We start from the raw sequence: 18,258 nt of genomic DNA, 5'->3' as shown, positions 1-18,258 counted from the left end.
AGGGTGTTGCGATGCCCGGTTCCACGAAGACCATGGGGGTGATCACCGTCGGCGGTCTGGTGGTGGTGACGGCCTACACGGTGGCGCTCGGGAGTAACGGCTGGCTGTGGTTCGGCTGGGTCGTGCTCGGGCTGATCACCCTCGGGATGGTGGCCACGCGCAGCACCTGACGTCGGCTACGGCTCACTCCGCCGGCTCGCCGAGTGCACGCCCGGCTGGTACTTCGGCAGCCGGGCGGTGATCTTCATGCCCGCTCCTACGGCGGTCTCGATGACGAGGCCGTAGTCGTCGCCGTAGACCTGGCGGAGCCTGTCGTCGACGTTGGACAGGCCGATGCCGCCCGAGGGGCTGACCTCGCCCGCGAGGATGCGGCGCAGCAGGTCGGGGTCCATGCCGGCGCCGTCGTCCTCGATGACGACGAGTGCCTCGGCGCCCGCGTCCTGCGCGGTGATGCTGATCCGGCTCTTGTCCGCCTTGCCTTCGAGGCCGTGCTTCACGGCGTTCTCGACGAGTGGCTGGAGGCAGAGGAACGGGAGCGCTACCGGGAGTACCTCGGGGGCGATCTGCAGGGTGACCGAGAGGCGCTCGCCGAAGCGGGCCCGCACGAGCGCCAAGTAGTGGTCGATGGCGTGGAGTTCGTCGGCGAGGGTGGTGAAGTCGCCGTGCCTGCGGAACGAGTAGCGGGTGAAGTCGGCGAATTCCAGCAGCAGTTCGCGGGCGCGCTCGGGGTCCGTGCGGACGAAGGACGCGATCACAGCGAGCGAGTTGAAGATGAAGTGCGGGGAGATCTGGGCCCGAAGTGCCTTGATCTCGGCCTCGATCAGACGCGTGCGGGACTGGTCCAGATCCGCCAACTCCAACTGGACGGAGACCCAGCGGGCCACCTCCCCAGCGGCCCGCACGAGTACGGCGGACTCGCGTGGTGCGCAGGCGACCAGGGCGCCGTGGACCCGGTCGTCGACGGTGAGCGGGGCGACCACCGCCCAGCGCAACGGGCAGTCGGGGGCGTCGCAGTTGAGCCGGAACGCCTCGCCGCGGCCGGTCTCCAGCGGGCCCGCGAGGCGTTCCATGATCTCGGCCCGGTGATGGTCCCCGACGCCGTCCCAGGCGAGAACCTGCTTCTGGTCGGTCAGGCACAGCGCGTCCGTGCCGAGCAGGGTGCGCAGTCGGCGGGCCGAGCGGCGGGCCGTCTCCTCCGTGAGACCGGCGCGCAGCGGGGGCGCGGCGAGGGACGCGGTGTGCAGGGTCTGGAAGGTGGCGTGCTCGACGGGGGTGCCGAGCCCGCCTAGGTTCTCGGGGCGTGCCGTGCGTCGGCCGAGCCAGAACCCGGCGGCCAGCAGCGGGAGTACGGCGACGCAGAGGCCGGCCAGGAATCCGCTCATGTGGCCACCTCCGCAGGGCAGTTGGGCGATCCGTTCACGGCGCCACGAAGGCCCCCCTTGGATTTCGTCACGCCTTCACCTCCGCCCGCAGCTCCTCCGGCAGATGGAACCGCGCCAGGATCGCCGCCGTCCCCGTCGGCACCCGGCCCGGCGTGGCCAGTGACACCAGCACCATGGTGAGGAAGCCCAGCGGTACCGACCAGAGCGCGGGCCAGGCGAGCAGCGCGTGCAGGGGCCCGGTGCCGGGGAAGCCCGCCATGGTCGCGGCCACCGCGACGAACGCCGAGCCACCGCCCACCAGCATCCCGGCCGCCGCACCGGGCGGGGTGAGCCGCGTCCACCAGATACCGAGGACCAGCAACGGGCAGAAGGAGGACGCCGATACGGCGAACGCGAGCCCCACGGCGTCGGCGACCGGCAGCCCGCCGACCAGCACGCTCGCCACCAACGGTACGGCCATGGCGAGGACCGTGCCGAGCCTGAAGTGCCGTACCCCGCGCGACGGAAGGACGTCCTGGGTGAGAACCCCGGCGACGGCCATGGTCAACCCCGAGGCGGTGGACAGGAACGCGGCGAAGGCGCCGCCCGCGACCAGTGCGCCGAGCAGGTCGCCGCCGACTCCGCCGATCATGCGGTCGGGCAGCAGGAGTACGGCCGCGTCGGCGTCGCCGGTGATGGTGAGTTCGGGGGTGTACAGGCGGCCGAGCGCGCCGTAGACGGGCGGGAGGAGGTAGAAGGCGCCGATCAGGCCGAGGACGGCGACCGTGGTGCGGCGGGCGGCGACGCCGTGCGGGCTGGTGTAGAAGCGGACGACGACGTGCGGCAGGCCCATGGTGCCGAGGAAGGTGGCGAGGATGAGGCCGTACGTCGCGTACAGCGGGCGTTCCTCGCGGCTCGCGGCGAGGGAGGTCGACATGCCGCCGTTGGTGCCCCGGTCGGCGACGGGCACGGGGGCGCCCTTGGCGAAGGTGAGGCGGGTACCGCGCTCGATGTGGTGGGTGCCGGCGGGGAGTTGGAGCTTCGTCGCGTCGTACGCGTGGCCGTCGACCTTGCCGGTGGCCGTGACCGTGAGGGGTCGTTCGAGCCTGAGGTCGAGGGTCTCGTCGACCCGAACTGCCCGTTGTTCACGGAACGTTGCCGGTTCCTCGAAGGCGTGCCGGGGTGCTCCGTCGCTCTGCCAGGCGAGGATCAGGAAGAGGGCGGGGACGAGCAGCGCGGTGAGCTTCAGCCAGTACTGGAAGGCCTGGACGAAGGTGATGCTGCGCATGCCGCCGGCCGCGACGGTGGCGACCACGACGACCGCCACGATCAGGCCGCCGAGTGAGTCGGGCGCGCCGGTGAGGACGGTCAACGTGAGTCCGGCGCCCTGGAGTTGGGGCAGCAGGTACAGCCAGCCGACGCCGACGACGAAGGCGCCCGCGAGGCGTCGTACAGCGTGCGAGGCGAGGCGGGCCTCGGCGAAGTCGGGGAGGGTGTAGGCGCCGGAGCGGCGTAGCGGGGCGGCGACGAACAGCAGCAGGACCAGGTATCCGGCGGTGTAGCCGACCGGGTACCAGAGCATGTCGGGGCCCTGGACCAGGACCAGGCCCGCGATGCCCAGGAACGAGGCCGCGGAGAGGTATTCGCCGCTGATGGCGGCCGCGTTGAGGCGGGGGCCGACCGTGCGGGAGGCGACGTAGAAGTCGGAGGTGGTGCGGGAGATGCGCAGGCCGAAGGCGCCCACGAGGACCGTGACCACGACGACGAGGGCCACCGCCGGTACCGCGTAACTGGAGTTCACCCGGCTCAGCGGTCCTCGACGAGGCGGACGAAGTCGCGTTCGTTGCGTTCGGCGCGGCGCACGTACCAGAGGGCGAGGAGGACGAGCGGGGCGTAGAGGCAGAAGCCGAGGATCAGCCATTCGAGGCGGTGGGAGTCCGGGGTCGCCGCGAAGACGAGGGGCAGGGGGCCGACCAGGAGCACGAGGACCGCGAACACCGTGAGGGCGGCGCGGAGTTGGGTGCGCATGAGGGAGCGGACGTAGGTGTGGCCGAGGGTGGTCTGTTCGTCGATCTCGGTGCGGGGGCGGGAGTAGCCGGAGGCGCGGCGGGTGCGGCGGGGCGGGCCGGTGACAACCACCCTGCGCTCGCTGGGGTCCTGAGGCACCGTCAGGACCTCCGCATCAGCAGGTCCCGCAGTTCGCGGGTGTGGCGGCGGCTGACCTGGAGTTCCTCGCCGCCGACCAGGACGCTCACCGTGCCCGCGTCCAGGCGGAGTTCGCCGATGTGGCGCAGGGCGACGAGGTGGCGGCGGTGGATCCGGACGAAGCCGCGGGCGCGCCAGCGGTCCTCCAGGGTCGACACCGGGATGCGCACGAGGTGGCTGCCCCGGTCGGTGTGCAGGCGGGCGTAGTCGCCCTGGGCCTCGACGTGGGTGATGTCGTCGACGGCCACGAAGCGGGTGACGCCGCCGAGTTCGACGGCGATGTGGTCGGGGTCGGGTTCGTGCACGGGTATCCGCGGTGCGGAGCCGCCGAGTTCGGCCGCCCGGCGCACCGCCTCGGCGAGCCGTTCCTTGCGGACGGGTTTCAGCACGTAGTCGACTGCCTTGAGATCGAAGGCCTGTACGGCGAAGTCCTCGTGCGCGGTGACGAACACGACGAGCGGCGGCTGCGCGAAACCCGTCAACAGCCGTGCCATGTCGAGCCCGTCGAGGCCGGGCATCTGGATGTCGAGGAACACGACGTCGATGGCCTCCGGGCCGTCCGGGCCTGATTCCAGGGCCCTGTTGATGCGGCGCAGCGCCTCGGTCGCGTCGCCCGCGCCCTCCGCGCTGCCGATGCGTGGATCGGCGTTGAGCAGGTAGAGCAACTCCTCCAGCGAGGGGCGTTCGTCGTCGACGGCGAGGGCGCGCAGCATGAAGGTGGAGTGTAGGAGTAATTCGTACGGCTGGACATGTACCGGGCGTGGACGTTCGCGCTGGATACAGTGCGGGCATGAACAGCAGGACCACTCCGTTCGACGATCTCGACCGGAAGATCATCACCGCGCTCATGGCGAACGCCAGGACCAGTTTCGCCGAGATCGGCGGGGCGATCGGGCTGTCCGCGACGGCGGTGAAGCGGCGTGTGGACCGGCTGCGTGAGACGGGGGTGATCACCGGGTTCACGGCGACGGTGCAGCCGTCCGCGCTCGGCTGGCGCACGGAGGCGTACGTGGAGGTGTACTGCGAGGGCGCCGCGCCCCCCAGGCGGCTCGCGGAGGTGGTGCGCAACCATCCGGAGATCACGGCGGCGATGACGGTGACCGGCGGCGCGGACGCGCTGCTGCATGTGCGGGCGACCGATGTGGACCACTTCGAGGAGGTCCTGGAGCGCATCCGGCAGGAGCCGTTCATCCGGAAGACGATCAGCGTGATGGTGCTGTCCCACCTCCTCCCGGAAAGCCCGGAAGCGGGCGCCACCCATCCGGCACCGGGAGACGCATCAGACGTGCGTTGAGGGCACGAAAGACGCAGCGTTCCTGCGTAGACACGCAGCGCTCATCGCTTGTCGGGCGTATAGGTCGTTTCCTACCGTGGTGTCAACCCCAGTCGTCATCACAGGAAGCGGAGGGACCCCTCTGTGCCCGACACCCGTGTGCAGCGCCGGCGGCGCTTTCTCGTCTGTGAACCCAGACACTTCGCCGTGCAGTACGCGATCAACCCCTGGATGCATCCCGATGCCCAGGTGGACGTCGATCTCGCCCACGAGCAGTGGCGGACGCTGATCGACACCTACCGTTCCCACGGCCACACCGTCGACACGGTGGCGCCGGTGGCCGGTCTCCCGGACATGGTCTTCGCCGCGAACTCGGCGGTCGTCGTCGACGGCCGCGTCTTCGGCTCCCTCTTCCACGCGCCCGAGCGGCGCCCCGAGTCCGACCACTACGACATGTGGTTCAAGGCTGCGGGCTACGACGTCCACCGCCCCGAGTCGGTGAGCGAGGGCGAGGGCGACCTGATCCCGACCGGCCGTTACGTCCTGGCCGGCACCGGATTCCGTACGACCCGCGAGGCCCATCGCGAGGTGCAGGAGTTCTTCGGCGTGCCGGTGATCAGCCTGACGCTGGTCGACCCGTACTTCTACCACCTGGACACGGCGCTGTTCGTGCTCGACGACGACAACATCGCGTACTACCCGGAGGCGTTCTCGCCGGGCAGCCGTGAGGTGCTCGCGCGGCTGTACCCGGAGGCGGTGCTCGCGACCCGCGAGGACGCGATGACGTTCGGTCTGAACTCGGTCTCCGACGGCCGTCATGTCTTCATCTCCCCCCGGTCCGAGGCACTCGCCTCGCGCCTCGCCGACCATGGCTACGTCCCCGTCCCTGTCGACCTGTCGGAGTTCCACAAGGCCGGCGGCGGCATCAAGTGCTGCACCCAGGAGATCCGCTCATGACTGCGCCCACTCGTGACCCCGCCGGCACCCGTACGTCCGCCGACCTCATCCGCGCCGAGGAGCCGGTCCTCGCGCACAACTACCACCCGCTGCCCGTGGTCGTCGCCCGCGCGGAGGGCACCTGGGTGGAGGACGTCGAGGGCCGCCGCTACCTCGACATGCTCGCGGGCTACTCGGCCCTCAACTTCGGCCACCGGAACCCGGTGTTGATCGAGGCGGCCCACCGCCAGCTCGACCAGCTCACCCTCACCTCCCGCGCCTTCCACAACGACAAGCTGGCCGAATTCGCCGAGCGGCTCGCGGAGTTGACCGGGCTCGACATGGTGCTGCCGATGAACACCGGGGCGGAGGCGGTCGAGAGCGGCATCAAGGTGGCCCGCAAATGGGCCTACGACGTGAAGGGCGTCCCCGCCGACCGGGCGACCATCGTCGTCGCGGCGGAGAACTTCCACGGCCGTACGACGACGATCGTCAGCTTCTCGACGGACGAGACGGCGAGGGCGGGCTTCGGCCCCTTTACTCCCGGCTTCCGGATCGTGCCGTACAACGACCTCGCGGCGCTGGAGGCGGCGGTCGACGAGACCACGGCGGCGGTGCTGATCGAGCCCATCCAGGGCGAGGCCGGGGTGATCATCCCGGACGCGGGCTATCTGGCCGGTGTGCGTGAACTCACCACCCGCAAGGGCTGCTTGTTCATCGCGGACGAGATCCAGTCGGGCCTCGGCCGTACGGGCCGCACGCTCGCGGTCGAGCACGAGGGTGTCGTCCCGGACGTCCTGCTGCTCGGCAAGGCGCTCGGCGGTGGCATCGTGCCGGTGTCGGCGGTCGTCGCACGCCGGGAGGTGCTGGGGGTACTGCACCCCGGCGAGCACGGGTCGACGTTCGGCGGCAACCCACTCGCCGCCGCGGTCGGCACGGCGGTCGTCGAACTGCTGGAGACCGGTGAATTCCAGCGCAGGGCCACGGAGCTGGGCGTCATCCTGCGGGACGCCCTGACCGAGCTGGTCGGCAAGGGCGTGGTCGGCTTCCGCGCGCGTGGCCTCTGGGCGGGCGTCGACGTAGACCCGGCGATCGGCACGGGGCGCGAGATCAGCGAACGCCTCATGCGCGAGGGCGTGTTGGCCAAGGACACGCACGGCTCGACGATCCGGCTGGCCCCGCCGCTGACGATTACGGCGGACGAACTCCGGTCGGCGATCGGCGCGTTGGAGAAGGTGCTGACGCAGGGGGCGTAAGCCTGCGTGAGTTGTGGGGGCTGGCTGGATCGGCGGACGGGGGTGGGGAGTCGGTCCGGCCAGGCCCATAGGGAGGCGCGCAACTCCCGTGCGCCAGCAGCTACTTACCCTCGGCACGCTGCTCCACAGGAAGATGCCGACGCAGGGCCGGAGGTGCGGCCGCGGGGCCATCGACGCACGAGATCGGTCCAGCCACACCCGCCGGAAGGCACACAACCCCCATACGCCAGCCGCCACTTACCCTCGGCACGCCGCTCCACACGAAGATGCCGACGCAGGGCCGGAGGTGCGGCCGCGGGGCCATCGACGCACGGGGTCGGTCCAGCCACGCCCGCAGGGAGACACACAACTCCCATGCGCCAGCCGCCACTTACCCGCGGTGCTCCGCAAGAAGGCGCTGCCCCAAGGAACCTGAAGTGTGGGGATCGATTGGACCGACACACGGGGCTCGGTCCAATCCGACCCGCAGGGGCGACTAACTCCCATGCGGCAGCGGCTGCTCACCCGCCGCGCTCCGCTTCGCAGGAAGGTGTCGACTCAAGGGGCGTGAGGTGGGCGGGTCGGGTGGAGAGGCCCTCGGAGGCCGGTCCAATCCGCCCGCACGGCGGCACGTAACTCCCTTACAGCAACTGCCACTTGACTGCCCCGCACTGCTCCACGGGAAGGTCCCGACCCAAGGAACGCGAGGTGTGGGTGCCAACCGGATCGACGCACGGCGGCCGGTCCAGCCCACCCGCAGCGACGCAGGTAACTCCCGGACGGCAGAGGCTACTTGCCCGCCACGCCCTGCTCCGCAGGAGTACCCGGGCCGGTGCCACCGTCGGCCAAGGCGGCCTGGGCGAGGAGGCGGCGGGCCAGGTCGCGGGCCTCGTCGACGGTGAGGGAGGCCCAGAGTCCGGGTTCGCCGCGTACGACCGGGCCCACGTCCAGGGTGACCCGGCTGATCGGCCGTTCCGGGATCGCCAACAGCAGTCGCTTCACCGCGACCTGTCGGCCGCAGGTGGTCACCAACGGTGCTTCTCCTGACGGCGGGAGCGGCTCCTGCCCTGACCGATTCATCTCCTCCACGACCCTTCCCTGAGTACCCGGCGAGGTATCAGGAGCAGCGCCGTAGGAGGCCGGGTTGTTCCCGGGCGGCTGCGGCGCCACCCGTTCGGGCCGACACCGGGAACGGCGGTTCCCGATCGACTCCGGTCGGCTGCCGGGTCGTGTCAGTCCGCCGCGGCGTCCGGCCCACCGTCCGTTCCCGCGAGCGCGTCCCGCACCCCGGTCTGTATCCAGTCGGCCTGGCTGTCGTCGGCCTCGGCACCCGCGACAGCGATGAGCCGTGCTGCAGCCACCGTCCCCACCCGGGCCGGCGCCTCCGGCGTCCGCCGGGTCACCGCCGAGTCCTCGACGTCCAGCAGCAACCTCACCAACGCGTCCGCGGCTTCGGGAACATCAGCGAAGGGGGCGAGGTCGCACCCGGCACGAACCCGTCTCGACCACGAAGGGGACGAGACCCCGGCCAAGGCCGTCCGCAGCCCACTCGTCATCTCCGGCACGACCAGACGGTCTCATGTTCCCCGACCAGGATCGGGCCCGGGCCGATACCACCCACGCTCGACGTCAGTCCTCCGGCCGAAGTCGCTGTCGAGCGGCATCGAGCCGCTGGTCGTAGTCGGCGGCGAAGAGCTCAGGAAGTGCCTTGTCCAGCGTTCCGGCAATTCGATGGATCGGCGCCCAGACCGCCGGATCGTCGACAACGCGCCTGAGGTCCGTCATCTGAAGCTTCTCCAGCCAGTGCGACAGCACCAGCGCCTCGTCACTCGTGAGCTTGATCGTGACCCGGCCATCCTTCATACGCACCCCTCCGGCTCGGCCCCCACCCTCGACCACGCGAACCTACTGCTCTTCGACCTCGGCCAAACGCATAGGGGCACCCCCAGCCCACCCGTAGCCCACCGTGCACCCCCACCCACCGCACCGTGGCCGTCGCGGGCCGTCCGGTGAACCCCGGGCGAATTCTCGCCCGCCCTCCGGTCAGAACAGGGTCAAGGGACGCGGTGGGGGCCGTAGCGCACTCATAAGATCGCTGGCACCGCCACCTTTCGTACGACTCCCCACTGGAGGCCCGGCGTGCCCGAAACCGCGCGCGGCGCCGAAGCCGATGCCGAGCCCGGTCCGACACCGGCCTCGGAACTGAGCTCGCCCACGCCCGCACCCCGTACCGCCCGCCGCCGCCCCGTGCTGCTCGCGGCCGGTGCCCTGGTCGCCGTAGCGGCAGTGGTCGCCGGAGTGCTCGCGGCCCGCGGCTCCGGTTCGGACGGAAAGGCCGCGGTTGCTACCGACGGGCTCCCGCACACCACCGTCGAGGTCGCGACCGCCGGGTGCGGCAGCGGCTGGACGCACCCGCAGGGCGGGCACCAGGTCTTCGAGCTGCACAACACGTCCAGCACGGCAGCCGAGGTGTATCTCACCGACGTGAAGACCGGTGCCGTCTACGGCGAGGTCGAGGGGCTGGCGCCGGGTACCGTCCGGCCGCTCGGGGTCACCCTCGGGAACGGGTCGTACGCCTTCAAGTGTCTGCCCGACGACGCGGACGCCGTGACCGGGCCCACCGTGCGGATCACCGGCTCGAAGGTGAAGAGCGGGCCGGCCGCCGTGCCCATCACGCAGCAGGAACTCATCCCGCCAACGCTGGCCTATCAGAAGTGGATTCAGGGCCGGACCGTCGAACTCGCCCAGAAGACCGACGTGTTGCGTGCCGCCGTCGACCGCGGTGACCTCGCCGCCGCCCGTAAGGCCTGGCTGCCCGCCCATCTCGTCTACGAGCGGATGGGCGCCGCCTACGGCACGTTCGGCGACTCCGACGGCGCGATCAACGGCACCACCGCCGGGCTCGCGGGCGGGGTGCACGACGCCGGGTTCACCGGGTTCCACCGGGTCGAGTACGGGCTGTGGCACGGCGAGTCGGCGAGCGGGCTGCGCGGACCCGCCGATCAACTCGCCAAGGACGTCCACGCGTTGGAGAGCAGCTGGCCCTCCCAGCGGATGGATCCGGCCGACACCGGGCTGCGCGCGCACGAGATCCTGGAGAACACCGTGCAGTTCGAGCTGACCGGCCGCACCGACTACGGCAGCGGGACAAATCTGGCCACCGCCCGAGCCAACCTCGACGGCACCCGCGTACTGCTCGGCTATCTGCAACCGCTGTTGAAGACCCGGGACACGGGGTTCGCTGAACTGGGCGACTGGATGGACCGCGCCCAGCACACCCTGGACGGCCTCGACCACTCCGGTAAGTGGACGCCCTTGGCTCAACTCACCCGTCCGCAAAGGGAGAAGGTCGACGCCGACCTCGGTGGGCTGGTCGAGCGGCTGGCCGATGTGGCCGCCCTCACGGACGTACGGAGGACCGCGTGAAGCGCGTGAACGAGGTGGGCCGCCGGGGTTTCCTGGCGAGTGCGGCGGCCGTGGCCGGTGCCGGGCTGGTGGCCGCCGATCGTGGTGCGGCCGTAGCCGCGGTGGAGACCGCCGGGAGCGTGCCCTTCCACGGCCTTCATCAGGCCGGGATCGTCACCCCCGCCCAGCGCGCCACGGCGTTCGTCTCCTTCGACACGACCGCTGCCGACCGGACCGAACTGACCGATCTGCTGCGGACGTTGACCGAGCGGGCGCGTTTCCTCACCGCCGGTGGCAGCCCGGAGGACCTGGGCATCACCGCCCCGCCCTCCGACTCGGGCACGCTCGGCCCGGACCTCCCGGCCGACCGGCTGAGCGTCACGGTCGGTGTCGGGGCGTCCCTCTTCGACGACCGCTACGGGCTCGCGAAGCTCACGCCCCGCCGGCTCACCACGATGCCGTCGTTCCCCGACGACGATCTCAACGCCGACTGGTGTCACGGCGATGTGAGCGTGCAGTTCTGCGCCGACAGTTCGGACACCGTGCTGCACGCGCTGCGCGATGTCACCCGGCACACGCGTGGTGGTCTCCAAGTGCGGTGGCGGACGGACGGGTTCATCAGCCCGCCGCGTCCCTCGGGCACCCCGCGCAACCACATGGGGTTCAAGGACGGCATCTCCAACCCCGAGGTGACCGACGCCCGCGCGATGAACGACCTTGTGTGGGTGGGCAGTAGCAGGGGCGAGCCGGACTGGGCGACCGGCGGCAGCTATCAAGTCGTACGGCTGATACGGATGTTGGTGGAGTTCTGGGACCGGGTCTCCATCACCGAGCAGGAGCGGATGTTCGGCCGCGCCCGGGACACCGGCGCCCCGCTGGACGGGCACCACGAGAAGGACACGCCCAACTTCGCGCAGGACCCGCAGGGCGATGTGATCCCGCTCGACAGCCACATCCGGCTCGCCAACCCGCGCTCCACGCAGAGTGCCGGTCAGCGCATCCTGCGGCGGGGCTACAACTACGACCGGGGCATGGACAGCAACGGCAACCTCGACATGGGGCTGCTGTTCTGCTGCTACCAGCAGGACCTGGCCCGGCAGTTCGAGAACGTGCAGAAGCGGCTGGCCGGTGAACCGCTGGTCGACTACATCTCGCCGTACGGCGGCGGGTACTTCTTCGCGCTGCCCGGCGTGCGGGACGCGTCCGACTGGCTGGGCCGCAGCCTGCTGGCCTGAGAGCAGGGTCAAGAACAGGCCAACAGACCATGAGAATTTCCTGACCGGGCGTTCGCTCCCACGTCATTGCCGCTCCCCCGCCCCGCCGTCACCATTGCCCAGGCTACGGCGGTAGGTGCCACGGCCATGGACGGTGTGGCAGCAGAACCACTGCTCCCGGAAGGCGAGACAGCATGATCGGCAAAGGAAGTAACCCCGGTGCACGGCGCCGGTTGACGCGCGTGGGCGCCCTGCTCGGCGCCGCGGCCCTGGCCACCGCGGGCGGGGTGGTCCCCGCGTCGGCGGCCTCGAACGGCCACCAGCCCTCGGGCGGCACGCACACGTCGACGCCGATCAAGCACGTGGTCGTGATCTACGACGAGAACATCTCGTTCGACCACTACTTCGCCACCTACCCCAAGGCCGCGAACACCGACGGCACCAAGTTCAAGGCCGCGGCGCACACGCCGAAGGCCGACAACCTGCTCAACGCCGGGCTGCTGAAGAAGAACCCGAACCTCTACACGCCCACGCGGCTGAGCAGTTCGCAGGCGATGACCTGCGACCAGAACCACTCCTACGGCCCCGAGCAGTACGCGGCCGACGGCGGCAAGGCCGACAAGTACGTCGAGAACACCGAGGTCAACAAGTGCACCGGCCTCTTCGGTGAGCCCGGTCTGGTGATGGACTACTACGACGGCAACACCGTCACGGGCATGTGGAACTACGCCCAGCAGTACGCCCTCAACGACCACTCGTTCAGCTCCAACTTCGGTCCCTCGACGCCCGGCGCGCTGAACCTGATATCGGGCCAGACGCACGGCGTGATCTCCGTCGACCCGGCCTCGGGCACCGAGAACCCGAAGCAGACGACGACCCCGGACTCGTACGCCGTGGTCTCCCCGAACGCCAAGGGCGTCGGCACGGTCATCAACGACCCCGACCCGGCCTTCGACGACTGCTCGGACAAGGATCACACCGCGACCAGCGCGCTCGCGGAGATGCAGGGCAAGAACATCGGTGACCTGCTCAACTCCAAGAACGTGAGCTGGGGTTGGTTCCAGGGCGGCTTCCGGCCCAGCACCGCGTGGGACGGCAAGAGCGGTGACTACGCGCAGTGCGCCGGCACCACCCACACCAACGTCGGCGGCGCCGCGTCGGAGGACTACAGCGCGCACCACGAGCCGTTCGAGTACTACAAGTCGACGTCGAACCCGCACCACTTGGCGCCGAAGTCCGTGGCCGAGATCGGGCACAACGGCCGCGCGAACCACAACTACGACCTGACCGACTTCGACGCCGCGCTGAAGGCCGACAACCTTCCCGCGGTGAGCTTCCTGAAGGCGGCCGAGTACCAGGACGGGCACGCCGGTTACTCGGACCCGACCGACGAGCAGAACTTCCTGATCAAGGAGATCAACGCTCTTCAGAAGTCGCCGGAGTGGAAGTCGACGGCGGTCGTGCTCGCCTACGACGACTCCGACGGCTGGTACGACCACGTCTCCTCGAAGGTCCTGAACGGCTCGAAGGACTCTACGGTCGGCTCCAACAGCAAGGCCACGGACAGCCCGGCCTGCCAGGCCGGTCCGGCCGCCAAGGGTGGCTACGCCGACCGCTGCGGCCCCGGCACCCGGCAGCCGCTGCTGGTCATCTCGCCGTACAGCAAGGTCGACAAGATCGACCACACCGCCACCGAGCAGGCGTCGATCACGCAGTTCATCGAGGACAACTGGCACACCGGCCGGATCGGTGACGCGTCCTTCGACCAGCGGGCGGGCACCCTGGGCGGCATGTTCGACTTCCGGCACCCCAACAACAAGCAGGTGCTGCTGAATTCGAATGGCTCCGTGAAGTCGGTCAAGCGCATCCCGCACTACACGCAGACGTCGTCGACGGCGACTAAGGCCCCGTACCCGGCGTACGTCCAGGACCTGAAGGCGCAGAACGTCGCCGCCAGCAGCGACTCCTCCACGGCTCTGCCGGTCGCGATCGGCGCCGGTCTGCTCACGGCGGTGGGAGCGACCACGGCGTTCGCCGTGTACCGCCGCAGGAGCCGTAGCGCGGCCCTGTAAGTCACCGAGAACCGGGGCCGGTTGGCCCGCACCGAGGGCGGCGAGGACGATCTCCTCGCCGCCCTCGGTCGTGTCGACGGCGACCTGATCGCCCCGGTTCCACCGGACGGCGCCTGCCCCTACACTGACAGCTCACGAGGTACCGGGTGACCTGCGAGAACAGGTCGGTCGAGCCGACCCGCCGGAGTGAGGAGCGACCCCCCTTGTTCTACTACCTCCTGAAATACGTCATTCTGGGGCCATTGCTCAGACTGGTCTTCCGCCCCCGGATCGAGGGCCTGGACCACATACCGGAGGAGGGCCCGGCGATCGTCGCCGGCAACCACCTGTCGTTCGCCGACCACTTCCTGATGCCGGCGGTCCTCAAGCGCCGCATCACCTTCCTCGCCAAGGCCGAGTACTTCACCGGCCCCGGCATCCGCGGCCGCCTCACCGCGACCTTCTTCCGCAGCGCGGGCCAGATCCCGGTCGACCGCTCCGGCAAGGAGGCGGGCCAGGCCGCGATCCGCGAGGGCCTCGGCGTCCTGAGCAAGGACGAGCTGCTCGGCATCTACCCCGAGGGCACCCGCTCCCACGACGGCCGCCTCTACAAGGGCAAGGTCGGCGTGGCGGTCATGGCGTTGCGGGCCCAAGTCCCCGTCATCCCCTGCGCGATGATCGGCACCTTCGAGGCCCAGCCGCCCGGCAAGGTCATCCCCAGGATCCACCCCGTGACGATCCGCTTCGGCAAGCCCCTCGACTTCTCCCGCTACGAAGGCATGGAGAACGAGAAGGCGATCCTGCGCGCCATCACCGACGAGATCATGTACGCGATCCTCATGCTCTCCGAGCAGGAGTACGTCGACCAGTACGCGGCGGTCGCCAAGGCGGAGGAGGCGGCTGCGGCGAAGGAACGCAAGTTCCCGCGCCTGCCGCTGAGTTGAGGCCCCGAGAACCCTGAGTCGATGTGAGTGAGGGGCGGCCGGTTCAGCACCGGCCGCCCCTCACCACGTACAACTACTGCCTACGACTTGCTGCTTACGGCACCGGCGTCGCGTGCGGGGTGCACGTGAAGTCGGCCGCGTCGAGCTTGCCGGTCAACAGGTAGGCGTCGACACGGGAGTTGATGCACGGGTTGACCAGACCGGTCACACCGTGCGAACCGGCGTCCTTCTCGGTGATGAGCCGGGAGCCCTTGAAGCTCTTGTGCAGGACGACCGCGCCCTCGTACGGCGTGGCGGCGTCGCGCTGCGACTGCACGATGAGGACGGGCGGCAGACCCTTGCCGGTCTTGACCTTGACCGGCGACTGCTGCTTGACCGGCCAGGTGGCGCAGGGCAGGTTCATCCAGGCGTTGGACCAGGTCAAGAACGGGTACTGCTTGTTGAGCGCCGTGTTGTCCTTGTCCCACTTCGCCCAGCTGGTGGGCCACTTGGCGTCGGTGCACTCGACGGCCGTGTAGACGGCGTTGCCGTTCTCCGAGGAGATGTTGCCCGCGGTGTCCGACAGGTCGGGCGAGGCCGCGTCGATGAGCGGCTGGGGGTCACCGGCGAAGTACTTGCTGAACGCGGTGGCGACCGGCACCCACGAGGAGTCGTAGTACGGGGCGCCCTGGAAGAAGCCGAGCAGCTCGGCCGGACCGACGACCCCGCCGAGCGGGCTCTTCTTGGCGGTGGCGCGCAGCTGGAGCCACTTGGCCTGGACGGCGGCACGCGTGGTGCCCAGGTGGAAGGCCGCGTCGTTCTTCGCGACCCAGTCCTCCCAGTCCTTCCAGCGGCCCTCGAAGGCGACGTCCTGGCCCAGGTTGGCCTCGTACCAGATGTTGTCCTGCGCCGGGTTGACGACGCTGTCGACGATCATGCGGCGGAGGTGGCTCGGGAACAGGGTGCCGTAGACGGCGCCGAGGTAGGTGCCGTAGGAGACGCCCAGGTAGTTGAGCTTCTTCTCGCCGAGGGCTGCGCGGATGACGTCGAGGTCGCGCGCGGTGTTCGGCGTGGTCATCTGCGCGAGCATGGTGCGGCCTGTGCGCTTGGCGCAGCCGTCGGCGTACTCACGGGCCAGCTTGCGCTGCGCGTTCTTGTCGGCGGTGCTGTCCGGTACCGGGTCCGCCTTGGGCGCCTTCACGAACTCCTGCGGGTCGATGCAGGAGATGGGCGCCGAGTGGCCGACACCGCGCGGGTCGAAGCCCACGAAGTCGTACGCCTTGGACGTGTTGACCCACAGCGGGTTCTTGGTGGTGACCCGGAGCGGGAAGCGCAGTCCGGAGCCGCCGGGACCGCCGGGGTTGTAGACGAGCGCGCCCTGGCGCTCGGCCTTCGTCCCGGTGCTGACAGCACGGTCGACGGCGAGCTTGATCTTCTTGCCGTTCGGCTTGGTGTAGTCGATCGGCACGGTGACCCACCCGCACTGGACCGGCTTGGCCAGCGCCCAATCGGCGGGGCAGTCCTGCCAGTTGATCCCGGCCTTGGCGGCGCGGGCGGCGGTGAGCGCGGCGCCCTGGGCGGCCGCACGATCCTGACTGTGCCCCGCCGTCTGGCCGGTCTGCGCGTTGGCCGCGGGTGCCACCACGGCACCGGCTATCAGTGCCGCCGCCGCGAATCCGGCCGAACCGAACGCCATCACCCGGCTCTTCGGTCTGTTGTGCCTCAAGTGGGCCCCTCCCCGTACATCGTTGCGAAATGGTCTCGGAGGATCCTCGCGGCTGTGAGCCACCTGAGAACAGAGGCAGTTGACCTTCTTTACCAATCCGATAAGCGGAAACATCCGTACCGCTCAGCGGATACTCACCCGAGGATCGACATCGCCTCGTCCAGCACCCGCCGCAGTCGCAGCGCGTCGGGGGCGATCGCACTCACCAGCACAGCGGGCCCGGCGAGCGGCACGAGGCTCGCACACTCCCCCAGCATGCGCGCCGCGACCGGCTCCTGGGTGAACTCCGGCCGTACGACGAGGAGTTGCCCCACAGCGCGATGTCCCCCGAGCACGGCGGGCCCGTCCCAGCCGCCCGGCGCCCCCGGCCCACAGGCCAACTCCTGATCAAGCACGGTCCGTCCGGCGATGCGCAGAGTGAGCCGACTGGTAAGCCGCCCGGGCTCCTCCCCGACCCTCCCGAGCACCTGCTCCTCACGCAACACGAGCCGGGCGGAGCCGGCGAGATCGACGCGTGTGGTGACGTACAGATCGCTACCGCGCACGGAGATCAACTGCTCGGGCAGCCAATGCAGTTCGCCGTCCTCGGCAACGTGGATCCTCACGTCGTACCGAGACTCCCCCTTCGCCTGCCCGGGCAGGGCGATGGTGGCGGCAGCGGACCCGACCCGCAACCGGGCCCCACGCTCAACATCCGCTTCAACAGCAAAATGATCCCCGCCGAGCGGCCCGCTCATGGCCCCCACGAGCATGAGCTGAGCCTCGGCCCCACTCCCCCGGGTCCGCCGCAACGCAAGCGGCCCGTCTCCCTCCAACACGGGCAGCGCGGTACCGCCCCGTCCGTCCTCCCGGGCCACGATCCGCGCGGTGGCCCGCACCCCGGTCACGATCACACCGTCCACGCGGCAAGCCGCTCCCGCACCCAGCCGGCGACGTCGGCGACCCCGGCCTCGCTCCTCAACGACTGGAAGACAACGGGCAGTTCGGCCCGCTGAGCCTTGGCGTCGGCGGCCATCCGCCCCAGATCGGACCCGACGTAGGGCGCAAGGTCGGTCTTGTTGACGACAAGCAGATCTGCCGTGGTCACTCCCGGCCCACCCTTGCGCGGAATGTCATCCCCACCGGCCACGTCAATGACAAAGATCTGCGCGTCGACAAGCCCCTTGGAGAAGGTGGCGGTGAGATTGTCCCCACCGGACTCGACAAGGATGAGATCCAAGGGCCCGACCTCGTCCTCAAGATCCTCCACGGCTTCGAGGTTGGCGGAAATGTCGTCCCGGATAGCGGTGTGCGGACAGGCCCCGGTCTCGACGGCGGTGATCCGCTCAGGCGGCAACACGGCTTCCCGGAGCAGAAATTCGGCGTCCTCGCGGGTGTAGATGTCGTTGGTGACAACAGCGAGGGAGAGCTCGTCCCGCAGGATCCGGCAGAGCGCGGCGACGGTAGCGGTCTTGCCCGATCCGACAGGCCCACCGAGCCCGATACGCAGGGCACGGTGGGTCCCGTCGGGACGGTGAGCGTCGGCACTGACGGCGGCGGGGCCGTCGTGGGTGTGGTCGAGATGCATGGGGCGGCTCCTTCTGGTTTCTTACGGTTCCTGGCGGCTTCGGTCTCTTTCGACTCCGGGGCCTCGCGGTTTCAGACTCTTGCGGCTTCGGTGTCTGGCGGCTTCGGGGCCCTGCGGCTTCGGTCTCTTGCGACTTCAGAGCCTCGCGGCTTCAGAGCCTTACGGATTCGGGGCCTTGCGGCTTCGGGCCTTGTTTCCTACGGCGCTGTGCAGCTCCGGGTCCTTGTAAACCGGGGCCGGCACCACTCAGCCCGTCCGGCGTTTGAGGACGAGGCCGTCCAGGCCGATCGGGGGTCCAGGGGGCGGAGCCCCCTGGCGGGGTCGAAGGGGCGGAGCCCCCTGGCGGGGTCGAAGGGGCGGAG

18 protein-coding genes are annotated in these 18,258 nt (G+C 69.9%); 8 read left to right on the top strand and 10 right to left on the bottom strand.

The window, feature by feature from the left end:
• Positions 1–11: 11 nt before the first annotated feature.
• Positions 12–170 carry a hypothetical protein gene (locus tag OG504_RS44330; protein WP_019070924.1) on the top strand — a complete coding sequence of 53 codons (159 nt, stop codon included), beginning with the start codon at positions 12–14 and terminating at the stop codon, positions 168–170.
• Between the two features lie 6 nt (positions 171–176).
• Here the strand turns inward: OG504_RS44330 and OG504_RS44325 are convergent, their stop codons facing one another.
• The 4 genes from OG504_RS44325 to OG504_RS44310 form a co-directional block, all read right to left on the bottom strand.
• A complete protein-coding gene (locus tag OG504_RS44325) occupies positions 177–1,382 on the bottom strand; it encodes a sensor histidine kinase (protein ID WP_033278251.1) in 1,206 nt (401 codons plus the stop codon).
• A 67-nt stretch (positions 1,383–1,449) separates the two neighbouring features.
• Positions 1,450–3,162 (bottom strand): cation acetate symporter, encoded by a 1,713-nt coding sequence (locus OG504_RS44320; RefSeq protein WP_405994823.1) that lies wholly within the window; start codon positions 3,160–3,162, stop codon positions 1,450–1,452.
• 5 nt (positions 3,163–3,167) lie between these two features.
• Positions 3,168–3,527 carry a hypothetical protein gene (locus tag OG504_RS44315; RefSeq protein ID WP_033278249.1) on the bottom strand — a complete coding sequence of 120 codons (360 nt, stop codon included), beginning with the start codon at positions 3,525–3,527 and terminating at the stop codon, positions 3,168–3,170.
• A 2-nt stretch (positions 3,528–3,529) separates the two neighbouring features.
• Entirely contained in the window at positions 3,530–4,279 is a 750-nt protein-coding gene (locus tag OG504_RS44310; protein ID WP_033278248.1) for a LytTR family DNA-binding domain-containing protein, read from the bottom strand.
• Between the two features lie 77 nt (positions 4,280–4,356).
• Between OG504_RS44310 and OG504_RS44305 the strand changes: the two genes are divergently transcribed.
• The 3 genes from OG504_RS44305 to rocD all read left to right on the top strand — a co-directional run bounded on the left by OG504_RS44305 (position 4,357) and on the right by rocD (position 7,031).
• Positions 4,357–4,860, top strand: a complete 504-nt coding sequence (locus tag OG504_RS44305; protein ID WP_365307304.1) for an Lrp/AsnC family transcriptional regulator — start codon at positions 4,357–4,359, stop codon at positions 4,858–4,860.
• A gap of 123 nt (positions 4,861–4,983) precedes the next feature.
• On the top strand, positions 4,984–5,796 hold the full coding sequence (ddaH, locus tag OG504_RS44300; RefSeq protein WP_405994822.1) for a dimethylargininase: 813 nt from the start codon (positions 4,984–4,986) through the stop codon (positions 5,794–5,796).
• The gene (gene rocD / locus OG504_RS44295; protein WP_405994821.1) at positions 5,793–7,031 is read left to right on the top strand and encodes an ornithine--oxo-acid transaminase; all 1,239 of its coding nucleotides are present in this window, start codon (positions 5,793–5,795) and stop codon (positions 7,029–7,031) included. The genes ddaH and rocD overlap by 4 nt, the downstream gene beginning before the upstream one ends.
• A gap of 768 nt (positions 7,032–7,799) precedes the next feature.
• On the opposite strand, the gene OG504_RS44290 is transcribed toward rocD, so the two are convergent.
• The 3 genes from OG504_RS44290 to OG504_RS44280 form a co-directional block, all read right to left on the bottom strand.
• A complete protein-coding gene (locus tag OG504_RS44290) occupies positions 7,800–8,039 on the bottom strand; it encodes a hypothetical protein (protein WP_405994820.1) in 240 nt (79 codons plus the stop codon).
• Positions 8,040–8,242: 203 nt separating this feature from the next.
• Positions 8,243–8,446 (bottom strand): hypothetical protein, encoded by a 204-nt coding sequence (locus OG504_RS44285; protein ID WP_405994819.1) that lies wholly within the window; start codon positions 8,444–8,446, stop codon positions 8,243–8,245.
• A 193-nt stretch (positions 8,447–8,639) separates the two neighbouring features.
• On the bottom strand, positions 8,640–8,873 hold the full coding sequence (locus OG504_RS44280) for a hypothetical protein (RefSeq protein WP_405994818.1): 234 nt from the start codon (positions 8,871–8,873) through the stop codon (positions 8,640–8,642).
• 276 nt (positions 8,874–9,149) lie between these two features.
• On the opposite strand from OG504_RS44280, the gene OG504_RS44275 reads away from it, so the two are divergent.
• The 4 genes from OG504_RS44275 to OG504_RS44260 all read left to right on the top strand — a co-directional run bounded on the left by OG504_RS44275 (position 9,150) and on the right by OG504_RS44260 (position 14,624).
• On the top strand, positions 9,150–10,436 hold the full coding sequence (locus OG504_RS44275; protein WP_405994817.1) for an EfeM/EfeO family lipoprotein: 1,287 nt from the start codon (positions 9,150–9,152) through the stop codon (positions 10,434–10,436).
• Positions 10,433–11,650 (top strand): iron uptake transporter deferrochelatase/peroxidase subunit, encoded by a 1,218-nt coding sequence (gene efeB / locus OG504_RS44270; RefSeq protein ID WP_405994816.1) that lies wholly within the window; start codon positions 10,433–10,435, stop codon positions 11,648–11,650. Before OG504_RS44275 ends, efeB begins: the two co-directional genes overlap by 4 nt.
• Before the next feature lie 173 nt (positions 11,651–11,823).
• Positions 11,824–13,701, top strand: a complete 1,878-nt coding sequence (locus OG504_RS44265) for a phospholipase C (protein WP_405994815.1) — start codon at positions 11,824–11,826, stop codon at positions 13,699–13,701.
• A 203-nt stretch (positions 13,702–13,904) separates the two neighbouring features.
• Positions 13,905–14,624, top strand: coding sequence for a lysophospholipid acyltransferase family protein (locus OG504_RS44260; RefSeq protein WP_405994814.1), 720 nt, complete (start codon positions 13,905–13,907; stop codon positions 14,622–14,624).
• Between the two features lie 94 nt (positions 14,625–14,718).
• Here the strand turns inward: OG504_RS44260 and OG504_RS44255 are convergent, their stop codons facing one another.
• The 3 genes from OG504_RS44255 to ureG form a co-directional block, all read right to left on the bottom strand.
• The gene (locus tag OG504_RS44255; RefSeq protein ID WP_405996585.1) at positions 14,719–16,299 is read right to left on the bottom strand and encodes an alpha/beta hydrolase; all 1,581 of its coding nucleotides are present in this window, start codon (positions 16,297–16,299) and stop codon (positions 14,719–14,721) included.
• Positions 16,300–16,463: 164 nt separating this feature from the next.
• A complete protein-coding gene (locus OG504_RS44250; protein ID WP_405994813.1) occupies positions 16,464–17,231 on the bottom strand; it encodes an urease accessory protein UreD in 768 nt (255 codons plus the stop codon).
• Positions 17,219–17,896, bottom strand: coding sequence for an urease accessory protein UreG (gene ureG / locus OG504_RS44245; RefSeq protein WP_405994812.1), 678 nt, complete (start codon positions 17,894–17,896; stop codon positions 17,219–17,221). Before ureG ends, OG504_RS44250 begins: the two co-directional genes overlap by 13 nt.
• Between the last annotated feature and the right edge of the window lie 362 nt (positions 17,897–18,258).

Source organism: Streptomyces sp. NBC_00986 (assembly GCF_045162565.1).
In the GTDB taxonomy this organism is placed as follows: Bacteria; Actinomycetota; Actinomycetes; order Streptomycetales; family Streptomycetaceae; genus Streptomyces.
The sequence above is the reverse complement of the archived record's forward strand: the minus strand, read 5'-3'. Positions and strand labels throughout refer to the sequence as shown.

Excerpts from the sequence above, each read along its gene's own strand:
- OG504_RS44330 (WP_019070924.1), top strand. The coding sequence starts at position 12 with ATGCCCGGTTCCACGAAGACCATGGGGGTGATCACCGTCGGCGGTCTG.
- OG504_RS44255 (WP_405996585.1), bottom strand. The coding sequence starts at position 16,299 with ATGGCGTTCGGTTCGGCCGGATTCGCGGCGGCGGCACTGATAGCCGGT.
- OG504_RS44325 (WP_033278251.1), bottom strand. The coding sequence starts at position 1,382 with ATGAGCGGATTCCTGGCCGGCCTCTGCGTCGCCGTACTCCCGCTGCTG.
- OG504_RS44305 (WP_365307304.1), top strand. The coding sequence starts at position 4,357 with ATGAACAGCAGGACCACTCCGTTCGACGATCTCGACCGGAAGATCATC.
- ureG (WP_405994812.1), bottom strand. The coding sequence starts at position 17,896 with ATGCATCTCGACCACACCCACGACGGCCCCGCCGCCGTCAGTGCCGAC.
- OG504_RS44280 (WP_405994818.1), bottom strand. The coding sequence starts at position 8,873 with ATGAAGGATGGCCGGGTCACGATCAAGCTCACGAGTGACGAGGCGCTG.
- OG504_RS44310 (WP_033278248.1), bottom strand. The coding sequence starts at position 4,279 with ATGCTGCGCGCCCTCGCCGTCGACGACGAACGCCCCTCGCTGGAGGAG.
- rocD (WP_405994821.1), top strand. The coding sequence starts at position 5,793 with ATGACTGCGCCCACTCGTGACCCCGCCGGCACCCGTACGTCCGCCGAC.
- OG504_RS44265 (WP_405994815.1), top strand. The coding sequence starts at position 11,824 with ATGATCGGCAAAGGAAGTAACCCCGGTGCACGGCGCCGGTTGACGCGC.